Source organism: Paenibacillus sp. 2RAB27 (assembly GCF_052115445.1).
In the GTDB taxonomy this organism is placed as follows: Bacteria; Bacillota; Bacilli; order Paenibacillales; family NBRC-103111; genus Paenibacillus_E.
Map to the genome: position 1 here is coordinate 23,261 of NZ_JBFRGR010000046.1, position 18,310 is coordinate 41,570.

Genomic DNA, 18,310 nt, shown 5'->3' on the forward strand with positions numbered 1-18,310 from the left:
TACGTATTAAGTACGAGGAGGTGACAACGGGAAGTAGATCTACAGTGGTTATTTCGCAAACGATTCGTATCCATTGATTTGACGGAAGTAAATGGCTTGAAAGTAGTTTCATACGCGTTCTCATTCTTCTAAAACGAACAGGGGGGTCTTTCATTTGAAAACGTTATCAAAAGTAACTACGCTATTATTAGCATCTTCGCTGGTCCTTGTCGCATGCACGAGTTCGAAAGAGGAGGCTTCTAGTTCCCCAACTAACACGGCGGCGACAACGTCGTCGAGCCCAGATGCCAAGAAGGAAAAACTAGACCTGAGTTGGATGGTTATCGCAGATGCAAGCGCCCAACTTCCTTCGGCAGATAAAGACTTCGTGAAGAAAGCGATTGAAGAGAAATTCAATGTCTCACTGAAAATGACCTACTTGCCGTTTGGCCAAGACTATACCAATAAATTGAATACAATGATCGCATCAGGCGACATTCCCGATGTTTTCTACGCAGACGGAGTACCTTCTAATAATTACATCCGTGATGGTGTTGCCAGAGATTTGACGGGGATTGTCACACCGGCCAAAATGCCAAACTACTTCAAAAATTGGGTGTCGGAAGCAACTTTGAAGTCGTATCAGGTACAAGGTGCATTCAAGCGTGCTCCTGTTCCGTACGAAACAAGCTACTACCGTACCTTCTACATTCGGAAAGACTGGCTCGACAAGCTTAATTTGAAAATGCCGACGAACTACGACGAGCTTGTAAGTGTCATGAAAGCTTTTACTTTCAATGATCCAGACGGTAATGGCAAAAACGATACGTATGGTTTTACAGCGGCAGGCGGCGGTGCAAGCATTTCGATGGACTTCCCAGAATTCCTGAAAAATGGCTTTGCGGGTGACACATATGTAGAAAATGATCAGTTCATTGACGTTCGTACCGATATCCGCATGCAAAATGTGCTTACAGATATCAAGGCGCTACTGGACATGAAAGTTGTCGATCCGGACTGGTTCCTGAACAAATACGGCCAGCATTTTGATAAAGCTGCACAAGGTAAAGCGGGTATCGTGATCGGTCAAGGCAGAGACCTTGCCTTCGATAACAATCCGGCTGGATTGCAAATGAAAGCGAAGGCAGCAGGTCAAACAACAGCAGACTGGGAGCCGTTCCATCCGTGGGAAAAAACCGGTACTTGGGTAGAAACGATTCCACAAAATCCGTTCTTGCTCAGCTCCAAAAGCTCAGATGCCAAAGTACAGCGCTCTATTGAAATTCTGGATTGGCTCGCTGGAGAAGAAGGCTTCTTGTTGACGCGTTACGGGAAAGAAAACGTGGATTACAAACGCAATGGGAAAGACATCGAAGTCAATCAAGATGCCTATAAAAAAGACGTTATCGACAATAACAACTTTATTGAAGTGTATGGTTGGTTTACACCACGTAAACCTGAAGTGTTCGGATTGAATATCATTGATCCTAAAATAACCGAGCGAGATAAGAAAATCGTTGAAAAAATCAACTCTTACAAGATTCTTCCGTCGGTGGGTACTGCTCTTACTGTCAAGGAAGGCATGGATATCGGAGCTATGCGCAAACGGATGAATGAACTTCATGTTCAAATCTTGTATAAAGAGAAGGACGCTGCGAACTGGCCGCAATATCGCCAAGAAGTGATGACCAAATTCGGCGGCAAAGCGATTTTCGATAACTATGCTGAGCTTACTTCTGCAGCGAAAGGTAAAACAATCAAGTTCAAATCGGATAATTAATCGAGCTGTTCTTCTAAATCAGCAACTCAGACTGGTGAATGCATAGGAGTGTTCGCCAGTCTGACTTTGCAGGTATGTGAACTACCTAGGGAATGGAGGGCTTCCCGCGTGCGATTGCAAGGAAAACGGGCATTGATTACAGGAAGTGCCAGAGGCATCGGTCAAGGGATTGCACATAAATTCGTGCAAGAAGGGGCGAGTGTCGTATTGCTTGATTACAGGGCGGATCAGCTTGAAGCATCTGCAGACACAATTCGAAAGCAAGCCATAGATAGAGAGCAAACACCTCAAGTTGCAACCGTCGTCTGTGATTTAAGTGTGCCGGAGCAAGTGGACAAGGCTGCTGAAAAAGCGTGGGATTACTGGGATGGCATCGACATTTTGGTCAATAACGCTGGCATTGCAACACGCGAGTCGTTTATCGACATCCCGCTCTCTCGTTGGCAGCAGGTAATCAACATTAATTTGAATGCGACTTTCCAACTGAGCCAATGGGTGGCGAAGGGGATGATTGCTGGTGGGATTCATGGTTCGATCGTCAATATGGCTTCGAAAAATGGCTTAGCTGGAAGTGCTGTATTGGCCCATTACAATGCATCAAAAGGTGGCGTTGTTTTGCTAACGCAGTCGATGGCTGTTGATTTGGCTCAGAATCACATTCGTGTTAATTGCGTTGCGCCTGGCTTCATTGATACACCTCTTGATCGCGAACTGAAGGAGAAATCGGAAGTCACACTTTCATTGACGGAAAGAACCCCGATGCGCAGGCTCGGTACCATTGAGGAAGTGGCGAACGCGTTTCTGTTCTTGGCATCAGACGAAGCATCTTACATAACGGGCACGACACTTGTTGTAGACGGAGGTCATCTCGCCAATGCTTGTGATTTGTAAACAAACATCGAGATTACGTGCAGGGAGGACTTACTAACATGGCGGATGAAGACAATATTCATGGGGTAAATGGTGAAGACAAACTTCGTGGTGACAAATATTTTAACGATACCGGGCTTTGGGGTTTTATCCACCGTTCATTTACGAAGTCCATGGGCTACACAGATGATGATTTGAAAAAGCCGGTCATCGGCATTTGCAACACGTTCAGCGAGTTGAATAAATGCCACTCTCACTTTAGGGAATTGACGGACTATGTGAAGCGTGGTGTCTGGCAAGCCGGCGGTCTGCCCATGGAATTTCCGACTATTTCCATAGGCGAACCCTATGTAAAGCCGACGACGATGCTGCTTCGGAATCTCATGGCGATGGACACAGAAGAAATGGTCAAAGCGCATCCGATTGATGGCGTTGTACTCCTGGGCGGATGTGACAAAACGGTACCTGCGCAGCTGATGGCTGCGGTGAGCGCTAATATTCCAGCGATTGTCCTTACCGGCGGACCGATGCTGAACGGCAAATTAAACGGCCAGACGCTTGGCGCGTGCACCGACTGTTATCAGTTTACGCTTGAGCACAAAGCGGGCAATATCTCAGATGAACAACTCACCGTTGCTGAAAATGCCATATGCCGCAGTGATGGTCACTGCATGGTGATGGGGACAGCCAGCACGATGGCGGCGATTGCCGAAGCGCTTGGTATGGCACTTCCGGGCTGTGCGGCAATTCCTGCCCCAGATTCCAGGCGGCGCCATATGTCCGAGCAGACGGGGAAACAGATCGTGGAGCTTGTCCGACGCAACATCCGACCGCGTGACATTATTACCAAGGAATCACTGGATAACGCGATTCGAGTGACGATGGCATGTGCAGGATCAACCAATGCAATCATCCATTTGGTAGCTATTGCTGGACGACTTGGCTACCGGTTACCGCTTGAAAGGTTCGACGAAATTAGCGCGACGACGCCGTTTATCTTGAACGTTCGCCCATCTGGCAAATATCAGATGGAAGAGTTCTTCGAAGCAGGCGGTGTGCCTTCCCTGATGAAGGAAATTGAACCGCTGCTGAACGGCAATTGTTTGACTGTTACTGGTCAAACGGTGACCGAGAACCTGCGAGGCGTGCGGGTTACTGACCGCGAACTGATTTATCCGCTTGAGCAGCCTATTGCTCCACAAGGCGGTATTGCGGTGCTGCGCGGAAACCTCTCTCCGAACGGTGCACTGATCAAGCAAACGGCGGTTTCACCGCATCTCAAGAAGCACCGTGGACGCGCCGTCGTCTTCGAATCGCCGGCCGATCTGAATGCACGGATTGACGATCCCGATTTGGACGTCGATGAGAACAGTGTCCTCGTGTTGAAAAATGCGGGACCGAAAGGCGCGCCAGCGATGCCGGAAATCGGGCAAATCCCGATTCCGAAGAAGTTGCTGATGCAAGGGGTGCGCGACATGGTACGCATCTCGGATGCCCGCATCAGCGGCACTTCGTACGGCACTTTGATTGTGCATGTTGCTCCTGAGGCAGCCATCGGTGGACCTCTGGGGCTTGTGCAGAACGGCGATGAAATCGAGCTCGACATCGACATGCGCAAGCTGGAGTTACATGTAGATGAAGATACGCTTCGAGAACGCAAAGCGAAGTGGGAGGCTCCTCCACCTGCCTATGATCGTGGATATGGCCTTCTGTTCCTAGAACGTGTGCTGCAAGCGGATGAGGGCTGCGATTTCGACTTCTTACTGCCGCCAGAGCTTCGCAAGTAGCGATTTACGTAGTTGTCTTACCTATTCCCCTTACGAAGAGGAGTTGTTCAACGATGTTCTTCCTAGATGACAAGAAGGGAAAATCGAATGCGACGAACGTAAGCACCGAGGAGAATCAAACAAATGGTAAGTCGAATGAGGCCATCAGCAGACGTAAAGTTTTGGCCACGATAGGGCTGGGCGGCGTCATGTTGGCTGGCAGTGTCTTAGGCCCTCGACTCGCCTCGGCGGATAACGGGTCATCGAATGACAAAGATGCCAAAGACAGTAAAGACAGTAAAGACAGCGATCGCGTACTGCAAGTTAACAACGTGGCTGAACTAAAGTCACTCCCAATGGGTCAAATGAAGGACGGCCAACATGTGTTCGTTGGCGGTTACAACAAGAGCGGTGACGGAGGCGGCAAGCTGGTTCGGTTTGTAGCGGACAGTACCAAAGCTGACAATGGCGGGACTGTTCACAGGCTGACGAATGGCGGCAATGGACGCGAGCAAAATGATGCAGCCAGGGGAGGCAAACCACCCAAAGGAGAAGGTTGTTTTGAAGTCGTACACCAGGGTGTAGGCGATTTCAGGTGGTTTGGTATTTTCGACAAAAATATAAATGCGGATAATGCGCTGGATGCGTTGATCAATGATCTTTCAATTCATCGTGTCGAAGCGCACTCAGACCTTAATTTCATAAAACGCCATGTGTATCACCGCAGCGATATTGAAATTGATTTCCACGGCTACACAGTCACAACCGAAGGAATCGAACTGAACACGTTGGATAACCCGTTCGGAGCGGTCATGTTTTTCCAAGGTGTCGTAACTGGTGTGACGCAAACGGTTACGTTAACGGAAGATATATCTGAATATTCAGATATATTTGAAGTGGCTGATTCATCGATGTTTGAAGTGGATAGCTGGTGGCACGCGCAGATTAAGAACAACACGGCTGGCGGTGCTCAACGTGAGCTCGATTACCTGATCAAAGTAACCGAAATTTTCGATGCCACCCACGTCAGGTTCAACTATAAGCTCGGTTGGCTGCTTGCTAAGGGGCGTCCGATTACATACAAAAAAGTGAATCCAGCCTTCCGGTGCCATGTGCGCAACATGAGTTTTGTCGGCATCCCTGTGCCGCCTAACGGCACTAGTCTCAGACCATTCCCGACATGGGATCAGATCGGTTCAAATCCGGTCGCCTATGAATTCGCTGTTGAATGCGATGCATCAGGCATTAAGGCTAGCAAAGTGTTCTGGCCGGTCGTCATGCGGAGATACAATACGCATTATGTAACCGAACTCTGCCAATTGATGAACCCCGAAGAACGCGATTGGGGCGGCACTGGCTATTTGACGCAGCAGATCAACGTGTTGTATGGGCATATCCGAGATTGCAATACGAGCAATGCACGTCATTTGAATGATTTTACCTGCGCAGCTTATTGTATGGTTGAGAACTGTCATGGCGATGGCGACGAGTACGGTCCGTTCGTCACGCATGGTCAGTACGAGCACGATCTGACGTACATCAACAACTCTGGTCTGTTGTCCTTTGCAAACAGCGGTACGACCTGGGGGGATAGCGCGAAGCGTGTGACCGTCAAGAAGCATATCGCATCGCGAATTGTCGCGAGCAAGCGGTTAACTGATTTGACACTTGAGGATTGCCATGCCGTCGTTACGTACACCAAACCTGGTGTTAAAATGGCTAATTCGGGCTCATTCTGGGTGAATATGGACGGCTTGCAAATGAGAGGCTGCACGGCACAAGAGATGGTGACGATATCCAAAGGCTCCTCCCGTGCCAAAAGGAAAAACATCATCGATAGCTGCTCCTTCGGCATGCTGAAGGGCTACGAAATCGCTCGTCCAATCCGTAGTGGAACGACTCAAGTAGGGTACACGCCGAGCAATGGTGAACTCACCATTCTCAACAGTGAATTTTACAATATCGAAGATGTCACACTAGGAAGCATCAATAAACTGACGCTCATTAATACTTGGTTCAAAGGTCTCCCTCAGGTAGGAGGTACTGTGAAGATTGGCACKCGTGAAATCATCATGCAAGGTGGTGGTCTCGTTGACTGTTGCTTCTTGCTCACAGGTGCTTGGGATAAAGTGGGGGACGTCAACAATCCGAAGAATAAGCCGGACCAATGGATCACCATTGACGGCAGTGCGATATTCAGCGGAGTGAATGGTGAGAAGGCGTTTTTGAAAAGTGTAGATGCTACGAATGTCGTTACTTGGAATTTCGGAAACTGTACGAGTATAGCCTCGGATGCTAGTACAGCACATTTCTCCATTCAAGGTGGAATGAATAAATTGAAAGCGATCGGCTCCCAATTTACGGGAGGGAAGTATGAAGTATCGGCTGGCGCTTTCGGCAGCGGTGCCTACTTCTTCATGACTTCTTGCGTGGAAGAAGGCGTCAATCGGACTGCACTTCCAGCAGAAAGTGATACGGTGAAACATCGTGTAGGCAATTTATCGATTCCTTGATAGTAGGCATAAGAATAACAGGCAGAATTAGTGATTGAAGGGTTTCACGCATATCTGGTTACGTTATGTCGTGAAACCTTATGTACATTGACATGTGATGGTGGGTCGTTGCTATAATACTAATAACAATGCGGATACAGGAAGTGCCCATGTCTCCTGATCTTGTCAGTGTATCGGATGGAAATGAGGTTTATAGATGGAAAAACGGACAACTCGCAGCTCCTCTCGCACGCGCCTAAGCGAACTCGTCAACGCATTGAGAGAAGATATTTTGACAGGAAAGCGGCCAGTTGGTGAATATTTACCTTCTGAGAAAACGTTCGCCGCGGAATACAATTTAAGCAATCAATCGGTACGAAAAGGGCTGGACGTACTTGTTGCAGAGGGACTTATTGAGAAAATTCCTCGTGTTGGAACCAAAGTTGTCGGTGCACCTGAAGGCGCTTTCGTCACAGTGAAGCTTGGCTTCCATAGTTCCGTTACGGATGAGGCGGATATTCATAGGCTGCTATCCAGCTTTCAAAAGGAAAACCCACATATCCGCGTACAAGCGGTGCCTACATCCAGCAATAACTACAGTTATATTAGCGAGTACTTGTCCAGCGGTCTTCTCGACGTGGTCATGATGAACTTTAAGGATTTTCAGGAATGTGTGGAAACGGGTGAAGAAGGGATGCTGGAGCCGACGGAACGGAATCCAGAGCTGTATTCATTTCTATCGGATGCTTTTGTGGCAGACGGTCGTCAACTCGTACAACCTTTTATTTATTCACCGCTTATTCTTTGCTATAACCGCGAACATTTCCATGAGGCGAACTTGCCGGAGCCAGATAGCAGCTGGCAATGGAAGGATCTGATCACGTATTCGTCAAAGCTGGCGATTCCGAATGAACGCCTCGGTTTTCACTGTGATTTGTATTCGCCCAATCGTTGGCCGCTGCTTCTGTTGCAAACAGGCGAGAAGTTCGAGCGTCATGAAGATGGCAGACTTAAGCTTGCTGGTACAGCTATGATGGACGCGCTTCGCTATTGTGGCGAGATGAAGCACAGTATTCCTTCGTTATCAGAAGGGATTACAACTGGTGAATCAGAGCTGCTCCTGGCCAAAGGCAAAGCGTCGATCATCATGACCAGTTACTTCTACTTAAATTACTTGCTTGGTGAGAGGCTGTCCTTTGACATTGCACCTGTACCGCATTTTGGTACACCGATGACGATGCTGCTTAACACGGGACTTGCTGTTAATCGGAAGTCACAAGTGAAGGACGCGGCGGTCAAATTAGTGGAATATTTAACTAGCTATAAGGCCCAACTTTTCGTTCGCCAGCACACATACAGTCTTCCCGCCAGAAAATCTGCCGCAGAGTGGGTAGGGGAAGAGAAACGTTATCTGCCGTCCAGATTCTCACTATTTCGCGAGACGATACCTGGTTTCCGATATTTCACGGATTTAGCTATAAGTTCAAGAGAGTTATCAGAAATCAACCAAGAACTCAAAATGTATTGGGCGGGCTTGGAAACGGAAGAGGTATTGTGTTCTCATATCGAAGAACGTCTTACCGTTAGTTCTGTGTGAGAACAGCTTCCAATTACGATCTTTGTAGGTCAAAAGTTGTCAAACCAGAAGGAGTGAGTTATGTGCCGCATTTTAGTGCTTCAACTATTATGTTACTAATTATAACTGCACTGGTATTGTTCGGTCCCAAGAAACTACCTGAATTAGGTCGTGCGTTTGGCAAGACGTTGAGGGAGTTTAAGAAAGGAACCAAAGGCTTCATGGAGGAAGATGAGTCACATCCTTCCCTGCAGTCACGTAAGGATTCCCGGATGGATGAGGCCAATAAACACTAAATGATCTCCTTTGGAATAAAGCTATGAAACAGATCGACTCTATGGGGCAACTGCCGGATGGAGTACGGTCTCTTTCCGATGCCCTTAAAACGCCAACAGACGTAACAGAATGTTAGATCATTTTAGCTAAAAGGCGGTGCAGAAGATGATTTTTGATTGTCATACGCATTTATTTCTTCCCGGTCAAACCGATGGACCCTTCCTAGCTGCGGTAAAACGCAGTTGGGGTGAGCATATGGATATCCTTGCCACGCCAGAGATGCATGAAGAAAATATTCATTCTTTTGATGGGGCTATCGTACTTGCTTTCGACGCTCCTGCTACCGGCATCCAAGTACCTAATCAGGTTGTTGCTGAGTATGTAGCTAAGCAACCTGGACGATTATTCGGCTTTGCGAGCATCGACCCAAACAGGCCAGCTGCAGCTCGGCTGCTAGAAGAGGCTATCAAGGAATATGGCCTTAGCGGACTTAAGCTAGGTCCGATCTACCAGAATTTTTACCCTGGCGAACAACGTCATTTTGAGTTGTATGCCAAAGCGGATGAATTGGGATTGCCAATGATGTGGCATCAAGGCACGTCTTTCGTACCCGAAGGATACCTCGATGCGTCTAGGCCAGCAGCATTAGATCCGATAGCCCGTGCATTTCCTAATCTGAAAATGGTTATTGCACATATGGGCCACCCTTGGGTGGATGAATGTATTGCCGTAGTTCGCAAAAATGCCAATATGTATATGGATTTATCGGCATTAGGTTCACGACCATGGCAGTTCTATAACGCACTCGTTTCAGCCATGGAGTATGGGGTCACACATAAGATTTTATTCGGATCCGATTATCCGTTCTTCAGCACGCAGCAAACCATTGACTCGTTTCGGAATATTAATCACTTGGTGGAAGGCACGAAGATGCCGCACATTCCAGAGCAGATCATCGAAGACATCATTCACCGCAACACGCCAGAGATACTCGGCCTAACCGCGTCCCTCAAATAAATCATTATTCAGGAGGTAAGAGATATGTCAAACAATGCAGAACTGTATGAACAATCGAAACTATATTCGCCAGGCGGGGTACATACGTCCATTCGTAACGTGAATCCTATGAAGGTGTTTACGAAAGGTGAGGGTGCTTATATTTATGATGCAGATGGCAAAAAGTACATCGATTATCAAGGTGCATTCGGCCCGATTATTTTGGGACACAGCCATCCTTATGTCAATCGCAAAGTGATTGAAGCTATTGAACGAACGGATTTGTACGGCGTCGGCTGTACGGATCTAGAAGTGGAATTGGCTCGTAAAATTTGTACGCACGTCCCTTCGTCAGAGCAAGTGCTTTTTTGTAATTCAGGATCCGAAGCCACCTATCATGCGATTCGCTTAACTCGTGCGATTACAGAACGCAACAAGCTGATCAAATTTCAAGGCTGCTATCACGGCTGGCACGATTATGTCGCTCGTAACATGCTTAGTTCTTGGGACATGATTGGCAAAAGGGATCCGGGCTCTGCAGGTATGTTAGATGAAGCGATCGATAATACCTTGGTCTGTACATTCAATGATCTGGATGATGTGGAGAGGACCTTCCGTGAAAATAAAGGGCAAATCGCATCGTTGATTGTCGAGCCGATTCCCCATAATATCGGTTGCGTGATGCCGCAGCCTGGCTTCTTGGAAGGGCTTCGTGAGCTTTGCAGTGCACATGGTGCACTCCTTATCTTTGATGAAGTGATTACAGGCTTCCGCCATGATATTGGCGGTTATCAGAAGGTTGCGGGTGTTACCCCCGATTTGACAACGATGGGTAAAGCGATGGCGAATGGCTATCCAATCGCCGCTGTAGCGGGTAAGCGTGAATATATGCAGCGTTTCAATACGTACCCAGGTGGGGACGTATGGTTTGCAGGCACGTATAACGGGCATGCCGTAGGCACGGCCGCATCGATTGCCACACTTGAACTGATGGAGAACGAACCGGTGCATGAGCATATTTTCCGATTGGGCGAGAAGATGCGTTCCGGCATTCGGGGCATTCATGAACGACTTGGCATCGAGGCGTATGTGGCAGGCTTCGGTTCTGTATGGACGACGTATTTCATGAAGAGCGAGCCGAAGAATTACTCAGATTTGCAGCAAAATGATGCGGAGCTGTATGTAGACTATCGTAAGAAGTTGATCGAGAAGGGCATCTTCAAAATGCCGATGAACATTAAACGCAATCATATTAGTTATTCTCATACCGATGAGGACGTCGACACAACACTTACGATCATCGAGTCCGTGTTGAAGGAACTTGTTTAATTAATCTAAAGATAGGAGGATACGGCACATGAAATTCCTTTCGTTTCTTCATAAAGGTGACTACCGATTAGGTGTCAAAATAGAGCAAGGTGTGGTCGATGTTGTGGCGGCACTCTCCGCAGTTACGGAAGAGAAAGCAATTCCGACAACCATCCATGAGGTTATTTATGGCGGTGCCGAGGCTTTGAACCATCTGCTTTCATTTATAGAATGGGTCCTTGTTTCGGATGCAGATCAAACCGCTTATCTATTGGATGAATCTACATTAACCCTTGGACCATGCGTCATGCATCCGAATAAAATCATATGCGTGGGACTTAATTATCGCAGACATGCGGAGGAAACGAATGCACAAATCCCGCAATTTCCTATTCTGTTCAACAAGTTCAATAACGCCTTAGCGAGTCATGGGGAGGACATTTCGTTACCTAAGGTTTCGGAGAAAGTGGATTATGAAGCGGAATTAGCCATTGTCATTGGTAAAACAGCGAAATATATTTCGAAGGAACAAGCACTTTCTCACGTCTTTGGGTACTGTAATGCGAATGATTTGTCTGCCCGCGATTTACAGGTAAGGACGCAGCAATGGCTATTGGGGAAATCGTGTGATCAATTTGCGCCTATCGGTCCCTATATTGTGACAGCTGATGAAATTGGCAACCCGAACGATCTTGAGATTAAAACGGTTGTAAATGGAGAGGTAAGGCAGCATTCGAATACATCGGATATGATATTCCATTGCGATGAAATCGTCAGTTATATTTCACAGCATATGACGTTAATGCCGGGAGATATCATTTTAACAGGGACACCTGAGGGTGTTGTTTTAGGCTATCCGCCTGAGAGGCAGGTATACTTGAAAGATGGAGATATCGTGACGATTGAGATTGAGAAGCTCGGAGCACTGACCAATCGGATGGTGGCGGAGTAAGAGGAGTTTTGACAAAACGGGACTGTTCCACAAGTAGTGTAAACTACTTACGAGACAGCCCCGTTTCTTTATGTCATCTATGTAGTTCGATTAGGCCAATAATTTCAAGAATTCCCGCATGAATCCTGGTAAATCCGGCCAAGCATGACCGCTGACGAGCTTCCCATCGACATGCAGCGTATCAGTTGTATACGTCGCGCCAAGCGCTTCTACATCCAAGCGACATGCGTTATACGCTGTCAACGTGCGACCCTCGAAGAGGGAGCGGTCCTTCAGAGCGGCGAATACTTGTGCACCATGGCAGATGGCACCGATAGGCTTATCCGCTTCAAGGAAATGCCGAAGGATGCGTGGAACATCTTCACTCGAACGAATGTATTCAGGAGCTCTGCCGCCAGGAATGATGAGCCCATCGAACTGGCTAGGATCAACATCGGCGAAAGCGACGTGGGAGGGGAGAAGATGTCCTGGTTTCTCGGTGTACGTTTCCCAATCTTCAACAAAGTCGTGAACGACGGTACGAAGTACTTTCTTCGTTGGAGATGCGATAACGGCCTCGTATCCCTCTTCTAGTACACGGTAGTAGGGATAGTACACTTCCAATACTTCAACAGCATCACCCGTTAGAAATAAGATTTTCTTGGACATGAAATCACTCCTTGGAAATAGTTGGTAACCCATGTTTAATTATGAACAAACCTGGTTTTCTTGTATACGGGTGGAATTTGAGATGAATTGTCGAATTGGATGATGTTATAATAGAAGATATGTCGAAAATGTGGGGAATGATTAAATTATGAAAGCTTATTTAGAACTGCTTAAGGATGTCTTAGATCAAGGTGTAGAAAAGGGAGATCGCACGGGAACGGGAACGATTTCTGTTTTTGGGCGTCAGATGCGAATCAACCTGAGCGAAGGGTTCCCTCTTTTAACTACAAAGAAGTTGCACATCAAATCCATTGTTCATGAACTGCTGTGGTTCATAAGCGGCAGCACGAATGTCCAATATTTGCGCGATAATGGTGTTACAATCTGGGACGAGTGGGCGGACGAAGACGGAAATCTTGGCCGCGTATACGGTGCACAGTGGCGTACATGGCTTGCGCCAAATGGGCAAGTTATCGATCAAATTGAGAAGCTGATTCACCAAATCAAGACGAATCCAGATTCACGCAGACACTTGGTCAGCGCTTGGAACCCTGCCGAAGTGGATCACATGGCGCTGCCGCCGTGCCACTATGCGTTTCAATTTTATGTAGCGAATGGTCGTTTATCGTGTATGTTCCAAATGAGATCCGTGGACACGTTCTTGGGTCTGCCTTTTAATCTGGCGTCGTATGCCCTGTTAACCCATATGATTGCTCAGCAGTGCGATCTCGAAGTGGGGGATCTGATCTGGAACGGCGGCGATGTACACATTTATCAGAATCATGTTGAACAAGTGAATAAACAGTTAGTGAGAGAGCCACAAGAGCTGCCAACGCTTCATATCAAAAGGAAGCCAGCTTCCATTTTCGACTACCAATTCGATGATTTTGAATTTCTTAACTATACACCGCTGCCGGGCATTAAGGCGCCGATTGCGATCTAAGGAAGTTATTGTAACGAAAGGAGTGTTGGCCGTATGAGTATCTCATTTATTTTTGCCATGGATCGTAACCGAGCCATTGGCGTCAATAATAAGCTGCCTTGGCATCTGCCAGGCGATTTGAAATTTTTCAAAAACGTGACGATGGGGCACCCCATCCTGATGGGACGCAAAACGTACGAGTCCATCGGCAAGCCGCTTCCCGGAAGACGCAACGTCATTCTCACGCAAAATTCCGCGTACCAGGCCGAAGGCTGTGAAGTTATTCACTCGGTAGACGAAGCGATCGACGCGTTCCGTGATCAGGAGCTGTTCGTCATCGGCGGAGCAGAGATCTTCAAGCTATTTGCCTCCCATGTGAATCGGATGTACATCACTTACATCGAGGATGAGTTCGAAGCGGATACCTTTATGTCGGACCTCGACTTGTCCAATTGGACCCTGGTTTCATCTGAGCAAGGTGAACGGAACGAGAAGAACCCGTATGAGTACTATTTCCGGATTTACGAGAGATGAGCTTCTCGGACCTAGTCCTCTGGGGCTGTTGGACAATGAGATGAGTTAACTGTTTTAGATGGTTGCAAAGACGTCTATCGAATGTATCATCCGATGGACGTCTTTTTCTGGTTGTATCGCGATGCAAAAAAAGGACTGCCCACAAGGAACACCTTGTGAACAGCCCTTTAAACCAATGAAACCGTTACTACTTACGTTTTCTTACCAACGATACGATCAACGCTAACGCGCCAAGCACCACAGCAGCAATCGACAGGTACAGCGATGTGTTTGATTCTGAACTATCTCCAGCAGAAGCTGTGCCAGCCGTTACATTCCCGTGACTATCCGTTGTCGCACCTGCGGCAGCTTTCGCTTTAACAGTAGTGACGGATGCGGGTTTGTCGGAGCCATTCGCCCCAACCCATTCCACGACAGAGCCATCCTTGTAAGTTTGGTAGGCTTTCCAGATGATTTGAGTAGCGGCATCAGCCACTTTACCTTGCATGCTGAAATCACCGAATTCAGTTGCTCCTAGACCATCACCCGTTGCAGTCCAAGTAACGCCAGTGATTTTGCCAGCAGCATCCTTGGCGATATCGTACTTCCAACCTGCTTTAGGTTCAAAACGAGAAACAGCTACGGAATCAAGCGGGAATTTGATTTCGACCTTAACTGTCGCAATGTCCTTCTCGGAAGGTACACGTACAGTGAAAACTTCATAGCTGCCTTGCGTAGCTTCTTTGGGATATACAACGACATGAGCACTTGCGATCCCTACGAGAAGCATGGATGCGATCATCATCGAACTTACGGTTAACATAAACTTTTTAAACATGGAATTATATTCCCCTTTCAATCTCAACTCTTATCATGTTGTCCATGTTACCTGATCGACAAGCATAAGAGTATGACTCGACTGGGCTATTTTTTCGACTAGTTTTGTCCAAATCGTAGCATTTTTGTGACTCATGTCATAAGTCGTCTCTATTTTTGGATAAGGGCGTGATGATGTGTGACATGCTGGCTGCGAGTAGAGAGGGAGTGGAAATAGTGTGGCCAGTTGAGTAGCCTTATTTTCAAATAAATGTAAAATATACAGTTAATTCTGCTGGTTTTCATGAGGTTTAGTGAATAGAGGGAAAAAGTCCATCTAATTTGAGTGGAATTAGTAGTTTGGTGGATTTTAAAAGAAATTAGCTGTAGGAAATCCATCTATTGCTCGTAAGTAGTGAGAATCAACAAAAATAACAACATAAAATCCATTTAATTTGTTTGTGGCGGGTGGAGGAAGGTTTGGCGGTAGAAGTAGAAGTAGAAGTAGAAGTAGAAGTAGAAGTAGAAGTAGAAGTAGAAGTAGAAGTAGAAGTAGAAGTAGAAGTAGAAGTAGAAGTAGAAGTAGAAGTAGAAGTAGAACCTCACGCGTGGCGATTGGATACAGCAGTAAAAACCAGTTAGCATCCGCAAAGTCGAATGTTAACTGGTTTATTTCATTTCCGTGTCAACCCGTGCTTAATGGCAAACGCGGTAAGCTGTACACGATTCTCTAGGGATAGCTTTACGAGTATATTTTTCATGTGATTTTTCACGGTATGCTCGGAGATGAGCAGCTTTTCGGCAATCACCCGATTATTATCCCCTTGTGCGACATAGGCGGTAATTTCTTGTTCACGCGATGTAAGCATGTGAGGGCTTGGGCCTTCCGTGTGTGCGCCGACAGGTGAGCGGAAACGTCCGAAGAGCTTGTCCGCCATCCCGCGCGCCACTTCTGAATTATCGTCAAGCAGGGCACGCAGATAGCTGAGCCATTCATCGGGATCCATGTTTTTGAGCAAATAGCCTTGTGCGCCGAATTGCAAAGCCGTGAAGAGATCAGCAACATCATCCGACACTGTGAGCATAACGATGCGTATCCCGCCATAGGCTTGTTTAATGTGTCGTGTAGCCTGTAATCCGTCCATGGGTGACATATGGATATCCATTAAGACGACATCGGGAGCAAGCTCTCCGCAAAGTCGGATGGCATCTTCTCCTGTGCTGGCTTCGCCAACGATGAAGAAATCAGCACATGGCGCAAGCATGCTTTGTATCGCTTTGCGTGCTAAGGGATGATCGTCAACAATTAGAACGCGAAATGGCATGAGATCAGGCATTAGCTGTTCTCCTTTCTTTCGGCTTGTACAATTAGTTCCGTGCCAGCGTCTTTCTGGCTCTGAAGCTCAAGTGTAGCTCCGAGCTCGGAAGCCCGTTTTTGCATGAGATCGATGCCGTAAGTCGTGCTCTTAGCATTAGCTTTCGGATCGGGTTGTAGTCCGCACCCATTGTCCGTGATGTGCATTCGCCAGCGATTGTTGTCATCTTCCAAATGGAAGGTAGCATCTGTGGCCATCGAATGCTTGCGGATGTTGGTGAAAGCCTCCTGCATAATGCCGAAAAGGAGAATTTCCTCATTAGGTGTGAAGCTGTTTTCGGTAATTTTCACGGTCTCTTGAAGTTCAATGCCTGTGACTAACCGCCAGTTGTCTAAGTAGGTATGAATGCGTTGCCCGAAGGAAGTACCTTCTTCCGGCGGCGTTCTCAGATTGAAAATAGCCTGACGAAGTGAATTGTCGATCTCGGAAACAGCAGCTTTCGCTTCTTCGATGTCGCCTTGACGCAGCTTCACGTTCAAGAAGAAGAGGGTCTGAGCCAAATCGTCATGCAGCTCTCGAGCCAGACGTTCTCGTTCCTCGAAGACCGCTCTGCGGGCTTCACTGGTCAGGATTTTCTCATTGCTGCGTTCCATGCTGGTAAACATCCAGGAAGCGAAGAGATACGAGAGGAGCAACGTAATGACTGTAATCGTGAAATTGCCGGCCTCCATCGTCAAATAGCGCAGTAAAAATTCATGACGAATATATTCAAAGCCTCCAATAATTAAGACGGGCACCAGCACTGTAAAAAGCTTGTATTTACGCATAGACATGCAGGGGATCAGCTCCTTTTTTGAAATAAAAGCATGGATATGTTTCCTAAGTAAGATGGCTGTAGGATTGGAACGGTTTCTATTATATCAGATCTCATTTAGAATTCTTCACAAAAAATAGATGCGCTACTTCTCAATTCCCGTAAGCTTGTGCTACATTATTAGTAAATCGTAACACGGATAGGAAAGGTGTGGTTGAATTACTATGTGGAAATCTTTACTGCAGGAGAGGAAAAGCTGGGCCGGATACATTGGCTTTATCATCCTCCTACACGTATTAGGGCTGATCGGATTATATACCGTGGCCAAAACATCTCCCGCTTTCTGGGGGATCGGGCTTCTTGCTTACACGTTAGGGATGCGTCATGCGTTCGATGTTGATCATATTGCAGCCATCGACAATACGGTACGGAAGCTGGTGCAACAGAAGAAAAACCCACTTGGCGTCGGTTTTTACTTTTCTTTAGGGCATTCGTCAGTCGTGTTCGTTATGGCGATTGTAACGGCCTTCTCTGTGCAATGGGCAGCTCGTGAACTGCCGTGGATGCAGCGTTTTGGCGGCGTGATCGGCGCTTCCGTGTCGGGGCTATTCCTTGTCATCATTGGTATCATCAATCTGTTAATCCTTATTAGTCTCTATAAAATGTTTCTGAAGTTTCGCGGCGGCAATTACGATAACGACGAGTTTGAAGAGCTCTTAGAATCACGCGGGTTTATTGCGCGACTCATTAAACCGCTATTCTCGTTTATCACCAAAAGCTGGCATGTATATCCGTTAGGCTTCCTTTTCGGTTTAGGCTTTGATACGGCAAGTGAAATCGCCTTACTGGCCATATCCGCACACGCGGCGAAAGATGCAATTCCGTTCATCGGTGTCATTTCGCTGCCGCTCTTGTTCGCAGCTGGGATGAGCCTATTCGATACAGCAGATGGTATGTTTATGACAAAAGCGTACAAATGGGCTTTTCATACACCGGTACGCAAGCTTTATTACAATTTGACCGTTACCGCACTTGCGGTTGTAGCGGCATTAATTATTGGTGTGATCGAGCTTGGACAGGTGCTTTCCGAGGAATTCAGTATGGAAGGTACATTCTGGACGTGGCTGCAAGAGATTGATTTCGGTACGTTAGGCTTTATTCTGGTTGGGATGTTCGTCATCGCGTGGATCGTTTCGATCGCCGTCTGGAGAGGTATGAAGATTGAGGAGCGCTGGGGAGCAAAGTATAATCCATAGAAGACATAGGGCCTCTGTGCATATGCAAGG

17 protein-coding genes are annotated in these 18,310 nt (G+C 47.1%); 13 read left to right on the forward strand and 4 right to left on the reverse strand.

The window, feature by feature from the left end; genetic code table 11:
* Positions 1-154 precede the first annotated feature (154 nt).
* From AB4114_RS32125 to AB4114_RS32165, 9 genes are all read left to right on the forward strand, one after another.
* Positions 155-1,759: a hypothetical protein gene (locus tag AB4114_RS32125; RefSeq protein WP_441992057.1), complete on the forward strand. Its 1,605-nt coding sequence runs from the start codon at positions 155-157 to the stop codon at positions 1,757-1,759.
* A gap of 108 nt (positions 1,760-1,867) precedes the next feature.
* On the forward strand, positions 1,868-2,650 hold the full coding sequence (locus tag AB4114_RS32130; protein ID WP_441992058.1) for an SDR family NAD(P)-dependent oxidoreductase: 783 nt from the start codon (positions 1,868-1,870) through the stop codon (positions 2,648-2,650).
* A gap of 38 nt (positions 2,651-2,688) precedes the next feature.
* Positions 2,689-4,416: an IlvD/Edd family dehydratase gene (locus AB4114_RS32135; RefSeq protein ID WP_441992059.1), complete on the forward strand. Its 1,728-nt coding sequence runs from the start codon at positions 2,689-2,691 to the stop codon at positions 4,414-4,416.
* Between the two features lie 53 nt (positions 4,417-4,469).
* On the forward strand, positions 4,470-6,908 hold the full coding sequence (locus AB4114_RS32140; protein WP_441992060.1) for a hypothetical protein: 2,439 nt from the start codon (positions 4,470-4,472) through the stop codon (positions 6,906-6,908).
* Between the two features lie 196 nt (positions 6,909-7,104).
* Positions 7,105-8,484: an extracellular solute-binding protein gene (locus AB4114_RS32145; RefSeq protein ID WP_441992061.1), complete on the forward strand. Its 1,380-nt coding sequence runs from the start codon at positions 7,105-7,107 to the stop codon at positions 8,482-8,484.
* Between the two features lie 62 nt (positions 8,485-8,546).
* Complete coding sequence (locus AB4114_RS32150) at positions 8,547-8,759, forward strand: twin-arginine translocase TatA/TatE family subunit (RefSeq protein WP_312886318.1); 213 nt, start codon at positions 8,547-8,549, stop codon at positions 8,757-8,759.
* A gap of 145 nt (positions 8,760-8,904) precedes the next feature.
* Entirely contained in the window at positions 8,905-9,756 is an 852-nt protein-coding gene (locus tag AB4114_RS32155; protein ID WP_441992062.1) for an amidohydrolase family protein, read from the forward strand.
* 24 nt (positions 9,757-9,780) lie between these two features.
* Positions 9,781-11,064 (forward strand): aspartate aminotransferase family protein, encoded by a 1,284-nt coding sequence (locus AB4114_RS32160; RefSeq protein ID WP_441992063.1) that lies wholly within the window; start codon positions 9,781-9,783, stop codon positions 11,062-11,064.
* 28 nt (positions 11,065-11,092) lie between these two features.
* Positions 11,093-11,995, forward strand: coding sequence for a fumarylacetoacetate hydrolase family protein (locus tag AB4114_RS32165; protein ID WP_441992064.1), 903 nt, complete (start codon positions 11,093-11,095; stop codon positions 11,993-11,995).
* Between the two features lie 90 nt (positions 11,996-12,085).
* Here the strand turns inward: AB4114_RS32165 and AB4114_RS32170 are convergent, their stop codons facing one another.
* Positions 12,086-12,643 (reverse strand): DJ-1/PfpI family protein, encoded by a 558-nt coding sequence (locus tag AB4114_RS32170; RefSeq protein WP_441992065.1) that lies wholly within the window; start codon positions 12,641-12,643, stop codon positions 12,086-12,088.
* Between the two features lie 148 nt (positions 12,644-12,791).
* On the opposite strand from AB4114_RS32170, the gene thyA reads away from it, so the two are divergent.
* Both thyA and AB4114_RS32180 read left to right on the forward strand, forming a co-directional pair.
* Positions 12,792-13,586 carry a thymidylate synthase gene (thyA, locus tag AB4114_RS32175; protein ID WP_441992066.1) on the forward strand — a complete coding sequence of 265 codons (795 nt, stop codon included), beginning with the start codon at positions 12,792-12,794 and terminating at the stop codon, positions 13,584-13,586.
* A gap of 33 nt (positions 13,587-13,619) precedes the next feature.
* Complete coding sequence (locus tag AB4114_RS32180) at positions 13,620-14,099, forward strand: dihydrofolate reductase (RefSeq protein ID WP_441992067.1); 480 nt, start codon at positions 13,620-13,622, stop codon at positions 14,097-14,099.
* A 187-nt stretch (positions 14,100-14,286) separates the two neighbouring features.
* On the opposite strand, the gene AB4114_RS32185 is transcribed toward AB4114_RS32180, so the two are convergent.
* On the reverse strand, positions 14,287-14,916 hold the full coding sequence (locus tag AB4114_RS32185) for a YcnI family copper-binding membrane protein (protein ID WP_441992068.1): 630 nt from the start codon (positions 14,914-14,916) through the stop codon (positions 14,287-14,289).
* 458 nt (positions 14,917-15,374) lie between these two features.
* Between AB4114_RS32185 and AB4114_RS32190 the strand changes: the two genes are divergently transcribed.
* A complete protein-coding gene (locus AB4114_RS32190) occupies positions 15,375-15,536 on the forward strand; it encodes a hypothetical protein (RefSeq protein WP_441992069.1) in 162 nt (53 codons plus the stop codon).
* 32 nt (positions 15,537-15,568) lie between these two features.
* On the opposite strand, the gene AB4114_RS32195 is transcribed toward AB4114_RS32190, so the two are convergent.
* The gene (locus AB4114_RS32195) at positions 15,569-16,231 is read right to left on the reverse strand and encodes a response regulator (RefSeq protein WP_441992070.1); all 663 of its coding nucleotides are present in this window, start codon (positions 16,229-16,231) and stop codon (positions 15,569-15,571) included.
* Complete coding sequence (locus AB4114_RS32200; protein ID WP_441992071.1) at positions 16,231-17,043, reverse strand: sensor histidine kinase; 813 nt, start codon at positions 17,041-17,043, stop codon at positions 16,231-16,233. Before AB4114_RS32200 ends, AB4114_RS32195 begins: the two co-directional genes overlap by 1 nt.
* Positions 17,044-17,248: 205 nt before the next feature.
* Between AB4114_RS32200 and AB4114_RS32205 the strand changes: the two genes are divergently transcribed.
* Positions 17,249-18,280, forward strand: a complete 1,032-nt coding sequence (locus AB4114_RS32205; RefSeq protein WP_441992072.1) for a HoxN/HupN/NixA family nickel/cobalt transporter — start codon at positions 17,249-17,251, stop codon at positions 18,278-18,280.
* Positions 18,281-18,310: the final 30 nt, after the last annotated feature.